The 19,149-nt window shown below is 71.6% G+C and carries 22 protein-coding genes; 12 read left to right on the top strand and 10 right to left on the bottom strand.

Annotated elements, in window-relative coordinates; genetic code table 11:
- Positions 1-1,851: 1,851 nt before the first annotated feature.
- From D9V36_RS00415 to D9V36_RS00405, 3 genes are all read left to right on the top strand, one after another.
- The gene (locus tag D9V36_RS00415) at positions 1,852-2,055 is read left to right on the top strand and encodes a cold-shock protein (RefSeq protein ID WP_129291893.1); all 204 of its coding nucleotides are present in this window, start codon (positions 1,852-1,854) and stop codon (positions 2,053-2,055) included.
- A 683-nt stretch (positions 2,056-2,738) separates the two neighbouring features.
- A complete protein-coding gene (locus D9V36_RS00410) occupies positions 2,739-3,569 on the top strand; it encodes a hypothetical protein (RefSeq protein ID WP_241720624.1) in 831 nt (276 codons plus the stop codon).
- 155 nt (positions 3,570-3,724) lie between these two features.
- Positions 3,725-4,309: a hypothetical protein gene (locus D9V36_RS00405; RefSeq protein ID WP_241720623.1), complete on the top strand. Its 585-nt coding sequence runs from the start codon at positions 3,725-3,727 to the stop codon at positions 4,307-4,309.
- 178 nt (positions 4,310-4,487) lie between these two features.
- Here the strand turns inward: D9V36_RS00405 and D9V36_RS00400 are convergent, their stop codons facing one another.
- Positions 4,488-5,189: a hypothetical protein gene (locus D9V36_RS00400; protein ID WP_129291892.1), complete on the bottom strand. Its 702-nt coding sequence runs from the start codon at positions 5,187-5,189 to the stop codon at positions 4,488-4,490.
- Between the two features lie 258 nt (positions 5,190-5,447).
- On the opposite strand from D9V36_RS00400, the gene D9V36_RS00395 reads away from it, so the two are divergent.
- Complete coding sequence (locus D9V36_RS00395; protein ID WP_164992794.1) at positions 5,448-5,651, top strand: hypothetical protein; 204 nt, start codon at positions 5,448-5,450, stop codon at positions 5,649-5,651.
- A 44-nt stretch (positions 5,652-5,695) separates the two neighbouring features.
- Here D9V36_RS00395 and D9V36_RS00390 read toward each other — a convergent pair whose 3' ends face one another.
- Complete coding sequence (locus D9V36_RS00390; RefSeq protein WP_129291890.1) at positions 5,696-6,214, bottom strand: winged helix-turn-helix domain-containing protein; 519 nt, start codon at positions 6,212-6,214, stop codon at positions 5,696-5,698.
- A 382-nt stretch (positions 6,215-6,596) separates the two neighbouring features.
- Here D9V36_RS00390 and D9V36_RS40525 point away from each other — a divergent pair, with 382 nt between their 5' ends.
- The 3 genes from D9V36_RS40525 to D9V36_RS00380 all read left to right on the top strand — a co-directional run bounded on the left by D9V36_RS40525 (position 6,597) and on the right by D9V36_RS00380 (position 7,902).
- Positions 6,597-6,770 (top strand): hypothetical protein, encoded by a 174-nt coding sequence (locus D9V36_RS40525; protein WP_164992793.1) that lies wholly within the window; start codon positions 6,597-6,599, stop codon positions 6,768-6,770.
- A gap of 97 nt (positions 6,771-6,867) precedes the next feature.
- On the top strand, positions 6,868-7,338 hold the full coding sequence (locus D9V36_RS00385; protein ID WP_129291889.1) for a hypothetical protein: 471 nt from the start codon (positions 6,868-6,870) through the stop codon (positions 7,336-7,338).
- A 201-nt stretch (positions 7,339-7,539) separates the two neighbouring features.
- Positions 7,540-7,902, top strand: a complete 363-nt coding sequence (locus D9V36_RS00380; RefSeq protein WP_129291888.1) for a hypothetical protein — start codon at positions 7,540-7,542, stop codon at positions 7,900-7,902.
- 95 nt (positions 7,903-7,997) lie between these two features.
- Here D9V36_RS00380 and D9V36_RS00375 read toward each other — a convergent pair whose 3' ends face one another.
- The gene (locus D9V36_RS00375; protein WP_129291887.1) at positions 7,998-8,363 is read right to left on the bottom strand and encodes a hypothetical protein; all 366 of its coding nucleotides are present in this window, start codon (positions 8,361-8,363) and stop codon (positions 7,998-8,000) included.
- Between the two features lie 1,424 nt (positions 8,364-9,787).
- On the opposite strand from D9V36_RS00375, the gene D9V36_RS00370 reads away from it, so the two are divergent.
- Both D9V36_RS00370 and D9V36_RS00365 read left to right on the top strand, forming a co-directional pair.
- On the top strand, positions 9,788-10,012 hold the full coding sequence (locus D9V36_RS00370) for a hypothetical protein (protein ID WP_129291886.1): 225 nt from the start codon (positions 9,788-9,790) through the stop codon (positions 10,010-10,012).
- Positions 10,013-10,514: 502 nt separating this feature from the next.
- Positions 10,515-11,465: a transcriptional regulator gene (locus tag D9V36_RS00365; protein ID WP_241720622.1), complete on the top strand. Its 951-nt coding sequence runs from the start codon at positions 10,515-10,517 to the stop codon at positions 11,463-11,465.
- 165 nt (positions 11,466-11,630) lie between these two features.
- On the opposite strand, the gene D9V36_RS00360 is transcribed toward D9V36_RS00365, so the two are convergent.
- Complete coding sequence (locus D9V36_RS00360; RefSeq protein WP_129291885.1) at positions 11,631-11,837, bottom strand: hypothetical protein; 207 nt, start codon at positions 11,835-11,837, stop codon at positions 11,631-11,633.
- A gap of 138 nt (positions 11,838-11,975) precedes the next feature.
- On the opposite strand from D9V36_RS00360, the gene D9V36_RS00355 reads away from it, so the two are divergent.
- From D9V36_RS00355 to D9V36_RS00345, 3 genes are all read left to right on the top strand, one after another.
- Positions 11,976-12,221 carry a hypothetical protein gene (locus D9V36_RS00355; RefSeq protein WP_129291884.1) on the top strand — a complete coding sequence of 82 codons (246 nt, stop codon included), beginning with the start codon at positions 11,976-11,978 and terminating at the stop codon, positions 12,219-12,221.
- A gap of 20 nt (positions 12,222-12,241) precedes the next feature.
- Complete coding sequence (locus tag D9V36_RS00350) at positions 12,242-12,496, top strand: hypothetical protein (RefSeq protein WP_129291883.1); 255 nt, start codon at positions 12,242-12,244, stop codon at positions 12,494-12,496.
- Between the two features lie 303 nt (positions 12,497-12,799).
- Positions 12,800-13,051, top strand: coding sequence for a hypothetical protein (locus tag D9V36_RS00345; RefSeq protein ID WP_129291882.1), 252 nt, complete (start codon positions 12,800-12,802; stop codon positions 13,049-13,051).
- Positions 13,052-13,162: 111 nt separating this feature from the next.
- Here D9V36_RS00345 and D9V36_RS00340 read toward each other — a convergent pair whose 3' ends face one another.
- From D9V36_RS00340 to D9V36_RS41345, 6 genes are all read right to left on the bottom strand, one after another.
- A complete protein-coding gene (locus D9V36_RS00340; protein ID WP_129291881.1) occupies positions 13,163-13,501 on the bottom strand; it encodes a hypothetical protein in 339 nt (112 codons plus the stop codon).
- A gap of 98 nt (positions 13,502-13,599) precedes the next feature.
- Positions 13,600-14,388 carry a competence protein CoiA family protein gene (locus D9V36_RS00335; RefSeq protein ID WP_129291880.1) on the bottom strand — a complete coding sequence of 263 codons (789 nt, stop codon included), beginning with the start codon at positions 14,386-14,388 and terminating at the stop codon, positions 13,600-13,602.
- Positions 14,389-14,629: 241 nt separating this feature from the next.
- Positions 14,630-14,941: a hypothetical protein gene (locus D9V36_RS00330; RefSeq protein WP_129291879.1), complete on the bottom strand. Its 312-nt coding sequence runs from the start codon at positions 14,939-14,941 to the stop codon at positions 14,630-14,632.
- A gap of 148 nt (positions 14,942-15,089) precedes the next feature.
- Entirely contained in the window at positions 15,090-16,922 is a 1,833-nt protein-coding gene (locus D9V36_RS00325) for a hypothetical protein (protein ID WP_129291878.1), read from the bottom strand.
- Positions 16,923-16,925: 3 nt separating this feature from the next.
- Entirely contained in the window at positions 16,926-17,399 is a 474-nt protein-coding gene (locus D9V36_RS00320; RefSeq protein ID WP_129291877.1) for a hypothetical protein, read from the bottom strand.
- A 72-nt stretch (positions 17,400-17,471) separates the two neighbouring features.
- Positions 17,472-18,953, bottom strand: a complete 1,482-nt coding sequence (locus D9V36_RS41345; protein WP_206739570.1) for an AAA family ATPase — start codon at positions 18,951-18,953, stop codon at positions 17,472-17,474.
- Between the last annotated feature and the right edge of the window lie 196 nt (positions 18,954-19,149).

Raw genomic sequence — 19,149 nt, 5'->3', positions numbered from 1 at the left:
CGGCCCGCCTTTCCGGACGGGGCCGCAGCGGGTTCTCTCAGCTGCTCTTGGCACGCTTCACCGCTCGGGCATACAGCCGCCGATGAGTGCGCGAGCTTCCGGGCGGGAGGACCCAGAGCGGGTCGGCCCGAAGGAGGGCCGTCATATCGTGCAACGCCCATACGCGGGCGGTGTGCTGGGCCTCAGCACCGCCGCGGCGGACCATCATCTGCTCGTCCGAAGGTCCCTGACTCACCAACTGCCTCCTTGACTGGTCTGGTGGGCCTGACCCCCGACACTGGCATGGGTGAGCGCAGGAGGCCGAACCGAGCTGCGCCAGCAACCCGAGCAGCCCGAGGATGCCGTGCACAGCACGCTCAGCCTTTTGCCGCCGCTGCCAATCGAGCGGCTCACCGGGGCCTCGCCGTTCGCGATAGTTGGCGGGCCGCCCACGAGGTCCTTGCAGGTCACGGCGTTTCTGCTTATCGCGGTTGGCGGGGTCTGTTCGTGGTAGTTGGCGGATCCGCACCCTGAACCAGGAACTCCACCAGCGAGAGGCAGCTCAGGTGATCGTCTCGGTTCCTGCGCCAACTGCCGTGAACATCCGCCAGCTATCGCGACCGGTCACGCAAACGGGCCCCGGTGACGCACTCAACCGGCGGGGTGACGCACTGGGTGACGCACTGGGTGACGCACTCCAACCGCAAAGAAGCTGGCCTGACCTGGCCTTATCGCGGACTTCTGGAGAGGGGTGACGCAGGTGACGCACTTTTGACCCATCTCTCTGTCCCATTAAATGCAGGACGAAATAAGGCATAGAGAAATACCCGCAAAGTGCGTCACCTGCGTCACCAGCCCTACCTCACCGGGTAGAAAGCCCAGTTCATCGCACATCTTGGGGGATCAGAGTGCGTCACCCGGTGCGTCACCCGGTGCGTCACCGAGCTAGGAGTGCGTCACCTCGGTACCTACCCCGGTCCCCGCTGGCACGACCGGACAGCGCCGCTGCGGGCATACCGAACTCGGCGGATCCTGATCGCCCGCCCGGATCTGGCGGGGCAGAACCGGAGGCGCCCCGGCGGGCCGGCGGCCAGGCGCTCTGCCCGCCTGACGGAACGCCCGACAACGAGGCTTGCCGCTGTTTCCCGCGAGGCGGACCGGTTTGGTACGCCCGGCTCAGAGGGCCCCAGCCCTCTCGAAACTGATCCGACGGCCCAGTACATCCGCGGGAGCCGGTGTAGGCATCAAGAGGTGGAGGCGAGGCCGGCATGGATCACTTCGAGCTCGACGACATCACGGCCATGCGCAGGGCGGGGACCCTGCCCGAGTTCATGCGCTCACGGATCCGCCGCCCTGACGCCGTTCGCAACGCCGGCCGACGCCGACCGCGACGCAGCCCCTATGGCGCTGTGGGCCACAAGCCCGGAGCCTGGCCGGCTGCGGCGCCCCTCGGCGCGGACTACCGGCGTGGGCCGGGCGAGCCCGAATTGTGTGACTGCGCCCGGTGCCGGACGCTGGCACAGCTCTGCAAGGACGACCCCTGCCGCTGCCCCGTGTGCGGTTCTCCGCGCCGCGCGGCAGCGTGACGGACCGATCCCCGGCGGCCCTCAAGGCGCCCGAGTGACGACGGCCGACCGGCGCGACGAGCTTCGAGCCGGGACCGTGCACAGCCCCCGGCGGGCGTCGGCGTAATCCTTGGGCCATTGCTCTCTGGTGGCAGCCGGTTTCGCCGTGTAGCGTCCACATCAGATGTCGTGGTTCGCAGTTCCTGCCCGCGCTCCGGCGTGGGCGCTTTGCTGTGCAGTGCGTGACCAGGGCGATCACCTCCGGGCCCGCACGGTGCGGGCCCGAACTCGACTGGAAGGCACCAGGATGGCAAGCGGAACGGTTAAGTGGTTCAACTCTGAAAAGGGCTTCGGCTTTATCGCTCAGGACGGCGGGGGCCCGGACGTCTTCGCGCACTACTCCAACATCAACGCCACTGGCTACCGCGAGCTCCAGGAGGGCCAGGCCGTCACCTTCGACGTCACCCAGGGCCAGAAGGGCCCGCAGGCAGAGAACATCACGCCTGCCTGACTCAGCGACAAGCCGAGGTGCGCGATGCGACCAGCGTGGTCGCTGCGCACCGAACAGGCGAGTCACGCGCGCCGGGCCGCACAGTCCTCGTTGACCCCGTTCTGCGGCCCGGAGCTTCGCCCCACCGAGCCCAGCCTCATCAGACCGACGCCCTCCTGAGGCCACCTCCGCCGTCTGCCCCGCCGCGCGCGTCTCGACCACACCCTGCGCCGCTACGAGCACGCGAGACCGGGCGGGCCACCAGCCCACGACGAGACGCAACCGCCGCGGCGCCGCCCGCCGGCACGAGCGCTACTCCAGCACGCAGCCGCCCGGCGCTGCTTCGAAGCGCACCCGTCGTAGGCCCGCCGCGGCTCTCCTCCGGCCGCTCGCGCACACCGCACGCCGCAGGCGGCGACGGCATAGACCTCGCTGCCCGGTGGCAGCGCCGCCTGCATCGACGCGCCTTCGCCGCCTTCCACACGCCCGGCGGCCTGGACAGCTCCTACGGCGCCGGAGCAACCCGGCATGCCTCCGCCGCCCAGGCCGGGACCGCTCACCACGCCCATTTCCCGTGCTGCGGGAGGCATCAGCAAGAACCCGGGCCGTGGGGAGGTACGGCCTGCCGCGTCAACGGCCTCCGGTCGGCGGAACACCTAGGGTTCCGCGCCAGAAGACCACCACGGCAACGCCGGGAGGCTCATGTGGAGACCAGCGTGCTGCGGCACCCTCTGATCGCGCGGACCGTCGCGGAGATCGTGGCCGACGGGGGAGGCCGCGTCGAGTACGACACAGGGGGCGGCGGCCGGGAGGTCCTCATCGCCGCGAGCGCGGAGCTGGCGGCCACCACGGACGCTCCGCTGGTGATCGTGGAATCCCGCGTCCTCCACGCCGAAATCCGCTCCCTGATCAGCGAGTTGCAGCCGGGCCTCAGCAGCGCGGTCCTTTCCGCCGACGAGGCGGCACTGCAGCCGGCCGGAAGCATCAGCGGCGTCCTGGCCGTGCACGCCGACGTACTGCGCGACCCGGCTGTCCGCCAGCCGCTGCTCCAGATGGCGCGCAGCGCCGACCACCTCATCGTGGCCCGCCACGACTACAGCGACACCACGCTCGACTCCCTCGCCGCCCCCGCACACGAACTCAGGCTCCACGACCTGGTGCCCCGCGTGACCGCCACCCCGCGCCCCGGCGTCCGGGAGCGGCGCCAGGCAGCCATGCCTCCCCGCGCCATCCCCTCCGGTCTCCGGGAGCTGGTCGCTGCCCACTGGGCCTCGATCGAGCGCAAATGGCGTGCCATCGATCAGCTCAACCAGGAAGCGCCGGACGGTGAACGCGGCTTCGTGGACTACGAAGAGCACGCCGAGCTGCTGCAGAACACGAACCCCGACGAGGTGAAACAACGTATCGAGCGGCTGCGGGAGCGGGCTGAGACCCGCTCGGCCCCCCACCGTCACCAGCACGCCCCGCACGTTCACCCACAGGACCAGTCCGCCGCGCACCAGCAACACGGCCCCCAGGGCATGGGCCACACCTAGCCCTCGACGCCCTGCAGCGCCGCGCTCATGAAGCACTGCCCGCACGCCGACGCCGCGGACGAACGCCGCACCGTCCCGACAGTCCGCCAATGGGCATAAGGTGCAGCTGAACGGAGCCAGACGAGGCCCCGGCGGGACACGAAGGCGGGAGACCGGTGAACGCCGCAGCCCGGACCAAGCGCTCGCCCCTCAGGCTCCCGTGGCGCCGCCACCGCCGCCCCGTTGCGGCAGCCGCTGAGGCGATGGCCTCCTGGGACGCCACGCTGCGCCTTGAGAACCGCGGGATGCTGCTGTGGCTCGCGCAGCAGATCACAGAGGCCCGGCGGGTTGCCCAGGCAGTCCTCGACCAGACCGACCGTCCCTACCCCGCGCTGCAGGACGCACTCGACATCACCGTCCCGCCCCAAGTCCGCCACGCCGCCGCATCTGCCGGCGCCGAACAGCTTGCCGCCGCCCTACAGCAGGCCCGACGCGACGTCGAGCGGCTCGCTACGGCTACGCCCCGCTCGGCACGCAGGACACTCACGCGCCTTGCTGGCGATCTCGCGGAAGCGGATGAGGCGTTCGACCGCGTGTGCAACGACGTCCTCGGAGCAGACCTGCGGGCCGTCGACCTCGACCACGCCTACCTCGGCGGTCTGCGCTGGGACGACACCACCCAGTGGCCCACGGGGTGGCGCGACCGGATGAGCGACGCCTCGGACTCGGCCAAGGGAGTTCACCAAGTCCGCGACGACTGACCCGCCCGCCGCGCCTGTGCCGCTGTTTGGACCGGGAGCGGCTCGACCAGCCGTCGCTGAAGCGCTGTGGATCGGCGAGCGGCAGCGTAGCCCCAGCCGTCGTGAACAAGGCCGCACCCCGGATGACGTGGCGGATCGACATAGGTGAGGGCTGACCGTGCCGGCGTCCGCCCCCGCATCAGCACTCACTCGGCCTCCCTGAGCCGTTGCCCGACTGCTGCGCCGACTGCCAGGCGTGCTCCAACGCCCGTACTGCCGTACAGAAGTGCTCCGCCGCCTTCGGCCCGGCCGCCCGAGCATCGACGGCCCGCACGAGAGCGAGGACCAAACGCTCGCCCTCGGGAGCCGTCACCGGCAGGGCGAAGCGATCCACCCTGGCGTCCTCGTCACACAGCACGGCCCCGTATGACTCCAGCACGGCGTCGTGGCGGGCCGCGGCCGCCTCCCAGCGACCCACTTCCCGCTTCCGCCGGGCACGCCAGCGCCCCGCCCAGGTAGCCGCGACCGCGGCGAGCAGCACGACTGCCGCGGCCAGGGCCAGCCTCGCCCACGGCAGAGCCATCACAGGGCCGAGCGCGTTCTTCGACGCCGGCCACGAGCCACGCCCCTCGAACCGTCGGCTCCCGCCGATCTGAAGCCATGCCTGCATCAGTGGCCCCCACAGTCCCGAGGCCACCCCGCCGAGGCACAGCACGGACGCCCGCCGCGCCTGTGCCGCGCGAGCCTGCTGGACGGCCAGCAGGGCACGAACCGCCCCCACCAGCACCATGCCCGCGCCGATCAGCGTGAAGGCACCCGCCAACGACTCGACCGCATCACCTACACGGTCCACCACGCGGTCCTGCACATCCACCGCGATCCCCCCTCCGGTCCCCGCCATCCGTACGGCACTCCCGGAGCCTGGCCGAACACCGCACCCGACCCGGAACGCATACGGGCCGCTCCCGCCGTGCGGGACGCCACGCCACGTGCACGAACCCGAAGTCCGCCAGACGGGATGCCCCCCGGCGCGGCCGTTCACAGGCAAGCCGGTGCCGAACACTGCCAGCAGGACCAGGCAGGTCCTGTTCGGCCGCCCGCACCCTCCTCACGCCCGCCTCTGCGACTCGGCAGAACGCCACCTGGAATCGGGGACTCGATGATGGCCACGGCACTGACCTCGATGAGCGTGCTCGTCGTCACCGCACTGTTCGGGATGATGCTGTGGGAGCTCGGCGCCCTGCGCGCCGTCCAGCGCAACGCCGCCCGCCGCGCCCGACGGCAGGCCGCCGTGCGCGCCCAGCAGACCGAACCGGTGCCAGCGATGCCCGCAGCCCGCCGCCGGCGGGATGCGGCGCGCTGAGCGGACTGCGCGCAGCGGCCGTCGAGCGTTGACGGGCATCCCCGTCAGCCGCCGTTCCCCCCGCCCGGCCGCGCAAGACGGCCTCCCGCCACCCGCGACTGCAGACCCATCCGTGCCCGCAGACAATTCACTTCACGCAGCAGGGTCAGCCACGCGCCGTGCAGGCGGGAATCACGCGGCCGCGCCTCACCACCGCGACCGGCCCCCTCGCACCCCGGGCGCCCCGATGCGCCCGCTGTGCCCGGGGCACCATGGAGGGTATGCCGCAGCTGCGCCTCGACGGCATCCAGCCGCCCGAGGATCTGCGCGATGTGCACCTGCGTGGAGCCCTGGCCCTCCTCGGAGACATACAGGGCGGCGCTGTGAGGGTCCCGCCGCAGCTGCCCCTCCTGGACAAGGATGTCCATCGCGGTGTGCACCACCGTCTCGGAGACGCGGTAGCGCCGGGCGAAGCTCACCTTGGTCGGCAGCTTCGAACCCGGATCCCACTCGCCGGAGCCGATCCTGCGCCGCACCGCGGCCGCGACTTGCAGATACGCGGGTACCCCGCTGACCGAGACCATGCAGACCCTCCCGTTGCTCGGAGCACCCCTTCAGCCGCACTGCCATCAGGGGCCAGACCTGCTGTGTATCGCGTCCCGCCGCCCGCGGCAGGCCACCGCCGGCCGGTGTGCCGTGCCGGTAGGCGCCGAGTTCGCCCAGCGTCCCTCCCCGCGGGAACCCGCTGCTTCCCGCTCCACCGGCCCGCCTGTCCAACCACCCCGGGGAACGGGCTCGGCGTAACGGCTTCGAATCCGTTTCAGCGGCAGCACGAGTGCGGCGCCGGCCGCCACCGCGGGCAAGCCGGGCCTGTCTCTTTGCCATGGCTGACCCATTCCCGCGGCCCAGAGCCTGCCGCGCAGCCGGTGCCGCCTGTGCGCCGGCGGTCGGCGCACGGACACGTGGTTGGGGCCGGATCCAAAGGACGCGGTGCCGCTGCGCATCGTGCCGAGCCACGTGGCCGGCGCCGAAAGAACAGTCCAGCATCTCGAGCACGGCTGCCGCCCGACCTGGGCCATCCACGACCTGTCCCGCGGCACGACGTTCGTCGGCGGCCCGGCACCCCTTCCTGGCGGCTGACCGTCCTGCGGTCCGTGCGCGAAACTCCCTGCCCGTCTGCCGGGAGGATTCATGCCACATCGCCGACAGGCACCTCGACGTAACTACCTTGTGGACCATGTCCCATGAGAGCCAGCCCAGCTGGAACCCGCCGCCCCACGCCCACCCCAACCCCCACCAGAGCACACCGCCCTACCCGCCAGGCCCCTCCCAGCCGTACCCGGCTGGATCACTGACGATGCCGGGGGCGGTGCGTGCCGCGCGGACCCTGGCGTACGTCGCCGCAGGGCTCACCGTGCTCACCGCACTCGTCGCCGGGGCAGCAGCAGGCCCGAGGACGGCCGGCGCCGTGATGGGCTCGCAGTTCCCTGCCCTCGGCGCGCTCATCTGCGCAATACGCTTCGGCACGTCCCGAAGCGGAGCAAGGATCACCGCGATCGTCTTCGCCTCCCTCATGATCCTCTTCGGCCTCGGGGCCCTCGGGAACGGCATCCCCGTCGGAATCGTCCAGACAGGCCTGGGAATCGCCATCGTGGCAGCGCTCTGCCAGCACCAGTCCCGTGTCTGGTTCACCCGCACCCGCCGCTGACCAGCAAGCAACCCGGGTACCCCCGGGCTCTGCCGTGCCGCGGCCCGCGCCGGCGAGGCCGCACAGCGGCGAACGCTGCCGGCCCCGGCCCGTAGCTCACGAAACGGCCACCTTCGCAAGGCCGGCCGACGCGCCGCCGTACGGAGCAGCGCCAGGCCAGCCTGCCGACCACTGTCAGTCCACAAATGCCAATGTGGGGATATGACCGCAACCGTGGATGCCGATCCGGACACCGCGGCGCTGCGCATGCCGGTATGGAACACCCTCGCCGAACGCGCTGACGCCCTCCGCCGAGCCCTGCCCTCACGCCCCCAGACAGCAGCGGAACGGTGCGGCTGGCTGCGCTCCCTCACCCCCGCCCAGGCTCGCCGCGCGGCGCTCCTGGACCGCCTGGATGCCTTGTGCGGGCACCTCGCCGGACGTCCTGCCCTCGGCTACTCCCCGGACGACCCGATGCCCGCAGCGGCCCTGGAGGAGGCCGAGGGCTTCAACCCCCACCTGACCAGGCTCATCGCCAGGTACCGAGCCTCCAGACCGGGGCCCGACACCGCCGTGGTGTCGTAAGCCCGCGGCCCCGGGCAAGGCGCAGCTTGCCCGGGGCTCCTGTCCTTCGAGCAGCAGCCAGCAGGGTCTGCCACTGCCCGCCTCGGATGTGAGCGCTACTTGCCGAGGCTGGTCTCCCAGCTGTACACCCAGCCCCACTCGCCCTTGTGCGCACCGCTCTCGACCTTGCCGTACGACCAGTTGTAGTTCTTGGCGCTGCACGTCAGATGGATCTTCGTCCAGGGGGACAGCAGGCCCTTGGCGGCATAGCTCGTGCCCGGACCCGACCTGAACTTCAGGGGGTTGGCCTGCGTGAGCGCGTGGTTGGAGTTCAGGTAGTACCCGTTCTTGTAGACCTTGGAACTGGTGCAGCCAGAGGACCCGACGGCAGAGGCCGGCGCTGCGAGAGCGACAGATCCGCCGGCCAGAAGACCCGCTGACAGGGCAACGGCAGCGGCACGGCGGGCAAGCATGTTCGGCATGAACTCTCCTGCAGAAGAAGGGAATTGACCGCAGATCGGCCAATGACGCAGAAAGGTTCCTTCGCCTGAACAGGGCTGTCAGGGCCTCATTCCGCCGCACGGCACCAAGGCCCGCAGATCCCGCCCAGCGCCTCGAAAACCTGGATTGAGCTCCCCTCCGGCGGTCCGCGTCTGGCCAAAGCCCTTCCGAGATGCCGACAGGAGACGGGTGCATGCCGGGTGACCAACACCGCCCGCAACGCCCTCGATGGGTCGGCAAGTCGGGCGACGATCAGCAGTCGACCAACGGGTCCGGTACCGGGCTCGCAGTTTCCCGCGGGCCCGGCCAGGCAACCCGGTCGCTTCTTGCAGGTGCAAGGGTGCCGTGGGCGAGACGGCCAGGACACTCTGATGCATCTGGGTGCGGAAGGCCCCGCCTGCGCGCGGCACAGGCGGGGCCGACGTGCGAGCTGCGGAAGCAGTCTGCCGCCACTGTCACGGGGCGCGCTCGACAGGGGGCCCGCAGCAGTTCAACTGTCTTCTGAGCGATGAGTTCCGGTGCCGGGCTTTTGATCGTTGTCCGACGGCTCGTCCTCTGTCATCCCCCTGTGCTTGTCCTCCTCCATCGGGCCCTCCCTAAGTTGTAGTCACCCTCGGCTGTTCCCCCGCCACGACGGTGAACCTCTGGCCGTCGGGGAGACGGACCGGGTACCCGTGCGTATTCCCATCAGGCACACCTCGCCCCTGCGGGATAACTTCCACGAAGAACCGATTCTCGGTGTTTCCCTGCCTGAGATAGCGGTCCACGTAAAACGCGAGGATTTCGGTCAGTCGTGTGGGATCGACATCTTCCATGTACCCACGCTTGCACAGCCTTCCACTCGGCACCCTACGGTTGCTCAACGTCCCCCGTCTGTGTCCGAGACGCGCCCGGCGGCGGGGGCTCCTGAGGCCGTAAAGGGTGCTTCAGGAGTGAGTGAAGAGACGTTCGTCGCTCACTGATACGAAATTCGCGCGATGTCTACGGTTACGGTCACCTATCTGCCTAGCCGGCCTGCCCCGGCGATGGGCACGCTACCGGGTTCGTTCAGGCATTCGTTGGCCCTGTGGGCCAAAGACTCTCGCGGGCCCACGTCGGCCTGAGCCCCAGCGGCGCCTCGACCGGAGCAAGCTCCCGTTCGCGCGCCCCGTCATTGTGGGCTCTCGGAGGGCGAAACGCCCTCCTGCCCGGCTGCTGCACCGCCTGCTGGCGGGCAGCCCGTCGACCGGGGACCGCGGTATCGCCTCGGCCAGGGAGAGCGCCATGGATGACGGCCCCGTCCGCGAGGGTAACCACAACCGGCCTCACCGGTGTGCACCGTGGCGCTGCTCTCTTCCGTCGACGACGGACCCCCGGCCGCATCTGCCAGCGCGCGGCCAGCGCCGAGGGTCGGCAAGGTGGAGCTATGACCGACCCGGCCCGACCCCGCATTGTCGTCCATCCGCCGGAGCACGGAGGTGGCCGTCGGGTGTACGTCGGCACCACGAGCCTCGGGATCGCCCACAGCGCTGCGGACCTCCTGGAGTTCCTGCGCCGCGCGGGACTGGACCCCGATGACGTGCGGCTGGAAGACCCTTCGATCGAGTGGCGCGGGGGCGGCCCCGATGTGTGGAGCACCCACACTGAATGAGCCGGCCGGTACCCTCCGCGCGACCGATCCAGCAGAACTCAGCATCACCCCCATACCGGTAGGGCCCGTCGGATGCGGCGGCATGGCAGAAGCCGGGCAGTAGCGCGCGCAGGTCTCGTACGACGCGGTCGGTGAGCTCCTGGCCGTCGCTGGCCGTGTCGATGGAGCTGGGTTGGTGAAGTGGTTCCAAGCCGCACTGGTGCTCGTGCGACGATGGAGGACAGGAAGCTGTTCCCCGCGTTCGCAGGGATTTGCCCCCCAGTATGGCAGCGCCTGGCCGCCCTCATCAGGAGGCCAGTTCGTTCCCCGTGTTCGCGGGGATTTGCCCCGGCCGACAGATCACGGCCCTCCGGATACCCGGGACGCCAGCAGCGGCTGCACCCCTGAGCGCCCCCGGTCGCGCACGGCCCGCTCGTGCGCCCTGTCCGGCTGCCCCGCCGGGCCGTAGCGTCAGGCGAAGCCCGCGTCCGCTCGGCGCGGCGTACAGGGAAAGGGGCCGGGTGTGGAACGACGAAGCCTGCTGGCACTGGGAGTTGGCCTGGGAGCCGTGGCTCTCGCCGGACGGCCGACGCCGACAGAGGCGGCCGCGAAGTTGTCCGCTGGCGACGTCGCCGCGGGCCGTCGACTGTTCGCCGCCGGTGCCTACAAGCAACTCGACGAGGTGCTGCCGCTGCTGCTGGCCACCGCCGCCCGCAGCACGGATCAAGGCCCGGCCAGCGCCGCCCGGGCTGCCGACGTGTGGGCCCTGGCCTCTCAGCTCGCAGTCAAGCACGGCCGCACCGAGGCCGCTGGCGCCTACGCGCAACGAGCCGGAGCTGCCGCCCGCCGCTCCGGCGACCCGGTGGTGCTCGCCCTCGCAGCCCGCGCGGCCGCGACCCCGCTGCGCCGCACCGGCCACACCGGCGAGGCCCTGCACCTGCTGACGGAGGCCCGAGCCCACCTGACGACCAGCTCCCGGCCCACCCCCGCCGAGCTGGAGGCGGCGGGCATGGCAGCGCTCACAGCCGCCTACACCGCCGCTCTTGCCCACCTGCCCACCACCGCCTGCGACTTCGCGGCCCAGGCTGAAGAGAGCACACACCGCCTCACCCGCCACCCGCACCCGGCTGGCACCTGGGAGCTGACCGCCGACCAGTGCGCCCTGTACCGGATCGGGATCCACCGCCACCTCGGGGAGGTCGACGCCGCCCTCGCTGCCGCCCGTCGGCTGCGCCCCGAGCACCTGCCCACCGCCGAACGCCGCGCCCGCGCCGCCACCGACACCGCCCGCGCTCTCCTCGCCGCCGGCGATGTGGCAGGCGCCTTCGCCCAGCTGCGCCTGGTCGAGGTCGCCGCGCCGCTGGAGGCCAGCCGGCCCTCGGTATGCGCGCTGACCGCACGGGTCGCCGGGCTGCGGCCCGGTCTGCCGGGCCTGAGCGACTACGCGCGCCGCACCACGGTGTCCCTCCTGTGACCTGCGTGAACAACCCTCACTGGCACGACGGGAACCGCTTGGCCACGCCCGGAGGCCGTCACCGCTCGCCCCGTCGACGCCGTACGCCACGCCCGTCGTGCCTGCCGGTTCGCGCCGTGCTCGGGTCGGCGTCGCCGGTTGTCCGGCGCCAGCCGTAAGCCCCCGCTATCCCCGCTGGCGCGCGGCGTCGGCCAGGGCTTCCTCGTGCCGACACGCTGGGCAGATCGTGCGGGCGGGCGAGCCGTAGCGGGCGGTCAGGCCGTCGCAGGCCCGCACGCAGGGGCCGACCTGGGCGGCGTAGCAGCCGAGCGCTGCTGCCGCGGATGCCGCAGGCGTCGTCAGGGGAATTCGTCTTGGGGCTTCTTCGCTCATGCGCTCGAATCTACTCCGCGCCCCGGCGATGCGGCGTCCATCCCTTCGAGGGTGCCAACCGAGTGCCGGGGGAGGCGTAGAGGCCTCGACGGCGCGTGCATTGCCGCCCCTCCTTGTCAGGCCGCTACGGTGTCGGGCATGCACGATTCCACACCGGCTCCGGGCGCCAGCCACACGCCGGAGCCATGGCAACGGATCGAGGCCCTCCCCCAGCAGGAGGCACAGGAGTTCGCCCGGACAGCGCGGATCACCCGGCACGCCCTGCGCAAATACATGGGCGCGCACATCGTTTCCGAGGCCACCGCGGACACCGAGATCCGCCAGCTGGTCGAGCGCTTCCTCCAGGCCGGGCGTCTGGCCCGCGGGGCCAGCGGCACCCGCTGAACAGCCCATTCTTCCGCGAAGTGCCCGTGGAGCGGCGGTGCGAGGCCCTGCAGCGTGTCCTGGACTGCCTCCTGCGCGCGCCGAGCAAGGGCACGCTGGCCATCGGCCCCGACGCCATCATCGTGACCAGGAAGAAGGTCACGATGACCCTCACCCCGGACTGCGCCGTCGTGCGCACCCTGAACCCGCCCCGCCCGAGCAAAAACGACCTTCCGCAGTACCGGGCCAAGAACTGGACCAAGATCCGCGAGCGCGAACGGTCCCCCGAACCGTAAGTCTCCTGGGCAGTCCGCCGCTTCCGCCATCCGCCGCAGGTCCGGCCCCCGGAGCCGTCCATCGGGGCATCATGCCGTCGTTCACGGGCCATGAGGCCCGTCCCTCCTCCGGCGCGTACGCTGGATCCCCTCTCTGACCTGCGTACGCCCCAGACGGGGTGGACCGCCTCAGAGGATGGTGAGCTTGCGGGTGTAACCAATACCGACTGTGCCCCCTGTTCCCGGGGGATGAGCCAACGAGCTGAAGGGCGAGGCGCCCGAATCCCGCGCACGTAACACCCTGCAACCGGTAGTATCGGCACTGTGATTGATCTTGATGCAGAAGGTTTTGTGCGCGATCTGATCGCCCGCACAGAAAAGGCCGTTGAGAGCGTCGCAACCCTGGCCATTGACACGAACATCACTTTCAAGGTCGATGACATCGTGGACGCGGTCGAGCGGGCATTGCCGGCCGGCTACCCGGACATGGCCACAGGTGAGATGACCCGGCGGGATCTCATCGCCCGGTTGGTGCAGGAGATTCTCAGCGGCGAGATCTATGAGGAGGGCGCCTGAGTGGCACCGGGGCAGTCTCGCAGGGCGCCCGCATATACCTAAGCAACATACTCCCGGCGATGGTCCACGACGGCTCAACGTAGAGCGTGAGCGGCACGTCTCGTCGGGGCCTCAGGTCTGCGCGGGATTCTTGCTGGGCGTGTGCCGGCTTTCGAGGGTCTGTACGAGCGCGGTCGCCGTGGCGAGGGCGGCCCGCAGTTCCGTCACCGCGGCCGGATGGCTCAGGTCGTCCTCCGTGTGCAGGTCGGCGAGTTCCTTCAGCTTCTCGGCGGCTGCGCGTGCCTGTGCCACCTCGGGGCCGGCTCCCTGGTACGCGTGGCCCTCGGCCCGGCAGGCGATCTCCTCGGTCTTCTCCTCGATCTCCACCAAGAGCTGTGCACGCCACGACAGTTGGGTCAGGCGTACCCGGGGGTCCGGATCGGTGCAATCGGTGACGACGGCGACAGCCATCCCGCAAGCGTAGTGTCGCCCCGCAGTAGCTGGGCTGGGGTTCGCGTCCTGCACAGGGCGGCCGCGCGAACCGCACGGCGTTGCAGCTGACCGCCTGTCTAGGTGTTCAGGGTTTCGGCTTCCGTTCTGAGGTCGTCGCTCGGAGCCCAGCCCTCGTAGGTCGCCGTTCCGTCGTGGAAGGTCGACGCCGATATCCGCTGCAGCAGTTGCCGCTGCAGGACACCGGCGATGAAGGTGCGCAGCGGCACCGGCTCTGCGGCTTCGCTCCAGTGGTTGTGGTCGGCGTGAGTCCAGGGCGGGTCGCAGTAGCAGTCCTCGAAGACGAAGCGCGTGATGACCGCTCCCGACACCTTCCATCGGGTGCGGAGGGACTGGGGAGGCAGGACGGGGACGGCGGGGACTTGGCCTGACCAGCGCTGGGGGCGGGTGGTGAACCAGATGACGTCGATGTTGTCGGCGAGGTAGCGGCGGGTGCGCTCGCGGACTTCTGCGAGGGTGAGCGGGCTCATCTGGGCTTCGAGGGCGACGCGGCGTGGACTGGCCGGGGCAGTGACCAGGACGTCGGCTCGCCAGCGGCCACCGGGAGCGCGGACCTCCAGCTCCGCGTGATGCCCGGCGGCCCGTGCGGCGTGCGCGAGTTCAAGCTTGAACAGGTGATGTTCCAGCGATTCACCGGCGGCTGCGCAGCGGGGGGCGTGCGCGTCGTGGGCGAAGAATTGCAGGCCGCCGCTGGACTTCTTGGCGTGCATCCCGTGGCGGCATTCGGTGCAGGTCAGCGAGGCGCGGGGACGGGCACGGTGGATCGCGGCGAAGGGCAGGCCGCAGCCGAGGCCGTCCACGGTGGCGTCCAGGCGTCCGTGGTCGGCGTGCAGGGCGGTGAAGGACATCGGTCTCCTCCAGACACGGCAGGGCTTCGTCGGGCTGCAGCGCTCAGGCGAGGTTACGGAGGGGGCGCGGACACGTGGCGCCCTTCAGCCCGGGCCTGACCGAGTCGGCGTGCGCCGGGCGGAGCGCGGCGGGCTACGACCGGCCCCTTCCCGCGACATGGGCCCGTTGGCACGCCGGCGACAGCGACGGGCACGAGCATTGCTCAGACACCCCAGGGCCCTTACGCATCAAGCTACGGTCTCACGCTGCGAGGCCGATCTCCTCGGTGATCGGGATGGTGTCGCCCGGGTCGATCGGCAGCAGCCCACTGGACTTTCGGGCGTCGGCGTCGGCAGCTTCAAGGGCATCTTCGTTGAGCAGGTCGATCGTGCAGCGCTGTCCGCAGCAGTCGGGGCGGATCTTGTAGTCGAAGACGTTCCAGACGCCGTCGGGGACGGAGCATCCTTCCAGAAGATGGACGGCGGAGGTGGCGATGATGGTCGCGGTGGTGCCATGCCAGTGTCCGCTGTCGTCGAGGATGCGGACGCGGTCTCCTACGCGGTAGTTCAGCATGCGTGTTCCGTTCTGGTTCAGTGGTCCGTCCGGGCCGGTAGGGCGTGCGACGACGGCCTGGCTGGTGATCTGCTCGTACGCCGCGCCCGCGGCCCGACGTCGGCCGGGACCCGGTGCGCCGGCTCAGCGGTGTGGTCGGGGCCCGCGGTCATGCCGCACCGTCCGGTGTCGGTATGGCGCGCAGACCGGCGCCGCGGATCAGGGCAGGACGAGGACCGGCCGGCGGTGGGGGAGGGGCGTCGACGGGCTCGTAGGGCTGCCACAGATCGGGGGCGCGGTGGCCGCGGTCGAAGCGCGGTGCGCCGGTGAGGGCGACAATCCGGTGCCAGGGTATGTGCAGGGTGCGGTGCCGCCCGCCGGGGCTGAAGCCGAGGCCGGCGGTGGTGACGGACTCCAGCATGCCGAACACGCTGGCCCACCGGTCGGCCGTGCCGGTCGGGCCGCACAGCACGTCCACGCGCAGCGTGCTCCAGCGCAGCCACGACACGAGCCTCTCAAGCGGCTCCAATTCCTCCGGGCCGCCCGGCACCCAGCAGGCGTACCCGCCACCCAGGGAGTCCGCGAGCCGGTAGAGCCGCTCCTCCTCGCCGGCCAGGCGCTGCCCCCGTGCGGCGTGGCGGGCCTCTCGCTGCTCGGTGACGGCCGCAGACGGGACGGGCGGCTCGCCCACGCCGTCGCCGGGCAGCAGCGGGAACGCCGCACGCAGCAATTCCTCGGCCGCCTCCAGGTCGGCCGCGCCGCCGGTGACCGGCCCGCCAACGGTGAACCGCCGCTCGTGGTACGAGGGTTGGGCAGCCTGCTCCTTCTCCAGCTTGGCGACCAGGTGGGCCGGGGCGGCCACGACCGCGCTGAAACTGGGACCGGCGGTGTCCCCGCCGCTCCAGGAGACGTAGTCGCCCACCTCGCGATACCCGTGGGGGACGACCGGGCCCAGGACGGGGGAGGCCGCCAGGTAGGCGACCGGCGCGTCCCGGGTGCCGGTCAGCGGCCAGTCCCGCACCAGGAGCAGGCGGTTGGCGGTGTCGGCCGACTCGGCCTCGAAGTCCTCCTCCAGCAGCGTGCACATGTCCGTGACCGCGTCCGGCCACCACAGCGCTAGCTCCCGATCAGCCCAGGCCGCAGGGGACTTGTGGGTGCTGCCGGCGGTCCGCGGCGGGACGGGCAGGCGGGTGACGTCGACGACCCGGGCACCGGCCAGCTCCGCACCGGCCGCGTCCCGGGCCAGATCGGCAGCCCGGCGGGCCGAGTGGCCGCGCGAGCGCGCCGCCAGCCACACCCCGCACACCAGCGCCCCGGCATCCAGCTCCGGCGGCGGCCCGTACATCCGCTCCCGCGTCCGGGAGACCTTGCCGACCGCCGCGCTCACCTCATCCAGCACCCGGCGCTGCTCGGACCCGGCGGAGCGGCGCACTGCGTCCCTCGCCCCGTTGTACGCCTCGACCTCAGGGCAGTCGGCGGCGTAGGCGTCCAGGAAGGCCCGGTGGGCCGCGTTGAGTTGGCGCCAGGCGTCGGCGAGCGTGTCGGCGTCGTCGACGAGCGCGGCATCGGTGCGGGCCTGCTGGAGCCACTGCGCGACCTGCTCGTCGTCACCGGGTTCATGGCGGGCGGCGTTGCGGGCATAGCCGAGCCAGGTCCGCGGCTCGCGGTCCGCTTCCGCCCGGTCCAGGACCTCACGGCGGCGGGCGGCAAACGCGGCCGCCCGCCACAGGGCGTCCGGTGCACTCGGCAGGACGACGGCGCACTTCTTGCAGACCCGGCCGAACACCTCCAGCAGCGCATAGGTGGCGGCCTGGTCTGCGGGTTTGGAGTGCTGGCAGGTCCCCGGGTGGTAGCGGCGCAGGCCAGGGTCGGGCGGCGGCACGTGGAACTTGGCGGTGCCGCGGCCGCCGGTCAGGGCGATCCGGATCTCGGCGAGGGCGGGCAGCACGACACCCAGGCCCGCGAAGCCGCGCGCGGAGATTTCCGGGACGGAGCGGTTCACCGTTCAGCTCTCCTCGGTGTGGACCAGCACTGGGCGGGTGCCCAGCGCGCCGCAGACGCACGGCGGGGAGGCGGTGTCCAGACGGGCAGGGACGATCTGCGACCAGGCCAGCAGCGACGCCGTCCACTGCTCGGCGAGGAGGTGGTGCACCTCTTCCTCGCTCGCCCGGCCCTTGGGCCCGGCCAGGAGGGCATGGGCGAGGCCATGGCAGGCAATGTCCACCAGGTCCTCCCGCTCACGGCACGACTGCCCGAGCGGGTTTTCGGCCGCCATGGTCAGGCACCGGTACGCCTCCGCGAGGAACTCGCGCGGCACCGGATCGTCGCTGGCGTCCCTGAGCGCAAGGAGGTCGGTGGTCACCTCGGTCAGGAACGCCGCGGCATGCACCCCGGCCTCGGCGCCCGCGTGCAGCGCCCGCGAGTTGTAGGCGAGCAGCGCCCGTCGCAAGAGACCGTCGAGAGCCAGGGCATCAGTCACTCCCAAAGCGTAGCGGTGCTCTGCGGGCCGCCCGGGTCGTTCTTCCGAACAGCCCGGGCCGCCCGCAGAGCATCATCCGAACAAGGTCTTGGCGATCCGCTCGAACGCGGCGCCGGCGGCTCGCTGCTCCCGGACGTCCTCCTCGTCGGTGACGTACGGGACGGCCGGGGCCAGCACCGGCAGCACGGTGTGCAGCCCGCCGAGATAGTCCTGGGCGCGGGCGCCGGCCTGCTCCCGCGCGCCGAGCAGCACGATCCCCGCGCACCGTGCCGCCGGGAACAGCACGAACATGCCCTCGAAGTCGCCCGGGGCCAGCCTCCAGCGCACCGTCCACCCCTGCGCGCGCATCACGGCCAGCCACCTCTCGTCCCACCCGGCCGGAAGACGTCGCCCATTCGCACTGGTGATCTCGTCGACCAGCAGCTCCCACGGGTCGGGGCGGTGCCACACGCTCGCGACGCCGATCCAGCCATCAGCCGCCCCGGCGATGACCCGCTGATCGGAGGGGCCGGAGTCGAGGAGGACGACGTCGTGCCGCGGGTCACGGGCCAGTTGGCGCAGCCGCACCGTATCCGGCGCCCCGCCGGCCGCCGCGCTCTCGACCCGGACTCCGTCCGGAAGGCCGCCGGTGAAAGCCCGCTGTACATAGCCCGCGGCGTCGGCGTCGACCACCAGGACCCGAAGGCCCCGGGCGGCGAGTGCCCGCGCGAGCCCCATGGCCGTGCAGGTACGCCCCACGCCGCCACGCCCCAGCCCGTTCGCGGCATGGCCCCCGACCACGGCCAGCACCAGCGCCCGGTCCACCGGCCGCAGCAGGGACCGCACTGGCCCGGTACGGGAAGCCGCCGGCCGCATCGCTGCGTCGCCGGCGGCGAGGAGCTGCCGGAAGTCGTCCAGCAACGGAACCTGGCCGTCGGCGCCGATGAGGGAGACCGCCGGCAGATCCCGGAAGGCGAGCAGGCGGCGCAGCACCCGGCTGCGGGCCGTCACGTCCCCCAGCCACGCCTCGTATGCCGCCAGTTGCTCGCGCTCGGCGGGCGTCCACGTCGTCGTGGTGCGCATCGGGTCGCCGTCCTGGCCCAGTTCGGCGATCCACTGCCGTGCCTCGTCGGCGTCGTCGGCGGGCAGCTGCAGCAGGACGCTGGCGGCAGTGTCCGGTCGGTACAGGACGATCCGGCCCTTGGGCAGGCAGCGGCACCGCAGTCCCGGGATGCCGGCGACGGACAGGCCCTCGACGTCGAGGTCGGCGTCGGGCTCGGGGAGCAGCAGATCGAGCACCTCTTCCCATTGGCCGCCGGCCAGGTGGAGGACCAGGGAGGCACGCGAGGGCCGGACCCGGGTCATGCCGTACACGGCGTCGTCGAGAGGGTGGTGGTCGCGGTTGTAGGCGCTGTGGAGTTCGGAGAGGATCGCCGCCTCAAGCGCGGCCTGCTCCGGATGCTCGGCGTCGGGGACGCCGTCGGGGCCGGTCAGGTCCAGCCTGGCCTGGGCGTGCGTTTCACCGGTCAGCCGGGCCCGCGTCCGGGCGCGCTGGGTTCCGAGGGGAGCTGCCATCAGGGAACCTTTCGCACACTGCCCGGCCAGCGTCGAAGGGTGAAGACATGCGGAAGTCGCCATCACACGGACCGGTGCCCGCTTTGGCGATTCCCCCCGCCGTGCCGGGTGGCGGAGGATCGTCCGGGACCCTTGTCCGGCCCGCCCGACACGCTATCAGCGCGCCGGACCGGGCAGAGCCGGGACACCGATCGGG

Source organism: Streptomyces lydicus, assembly GCF_004125265.1.
GTDB lineage: Bacteria > Actinomycetota > Actinomycetes > Streptomycetales > Streptomycetaceae > Streptomyces > Streptomyces lydicus_C.
This window is presented reverse-complemented; position numbering and strand designations above follow the sequence as displayed.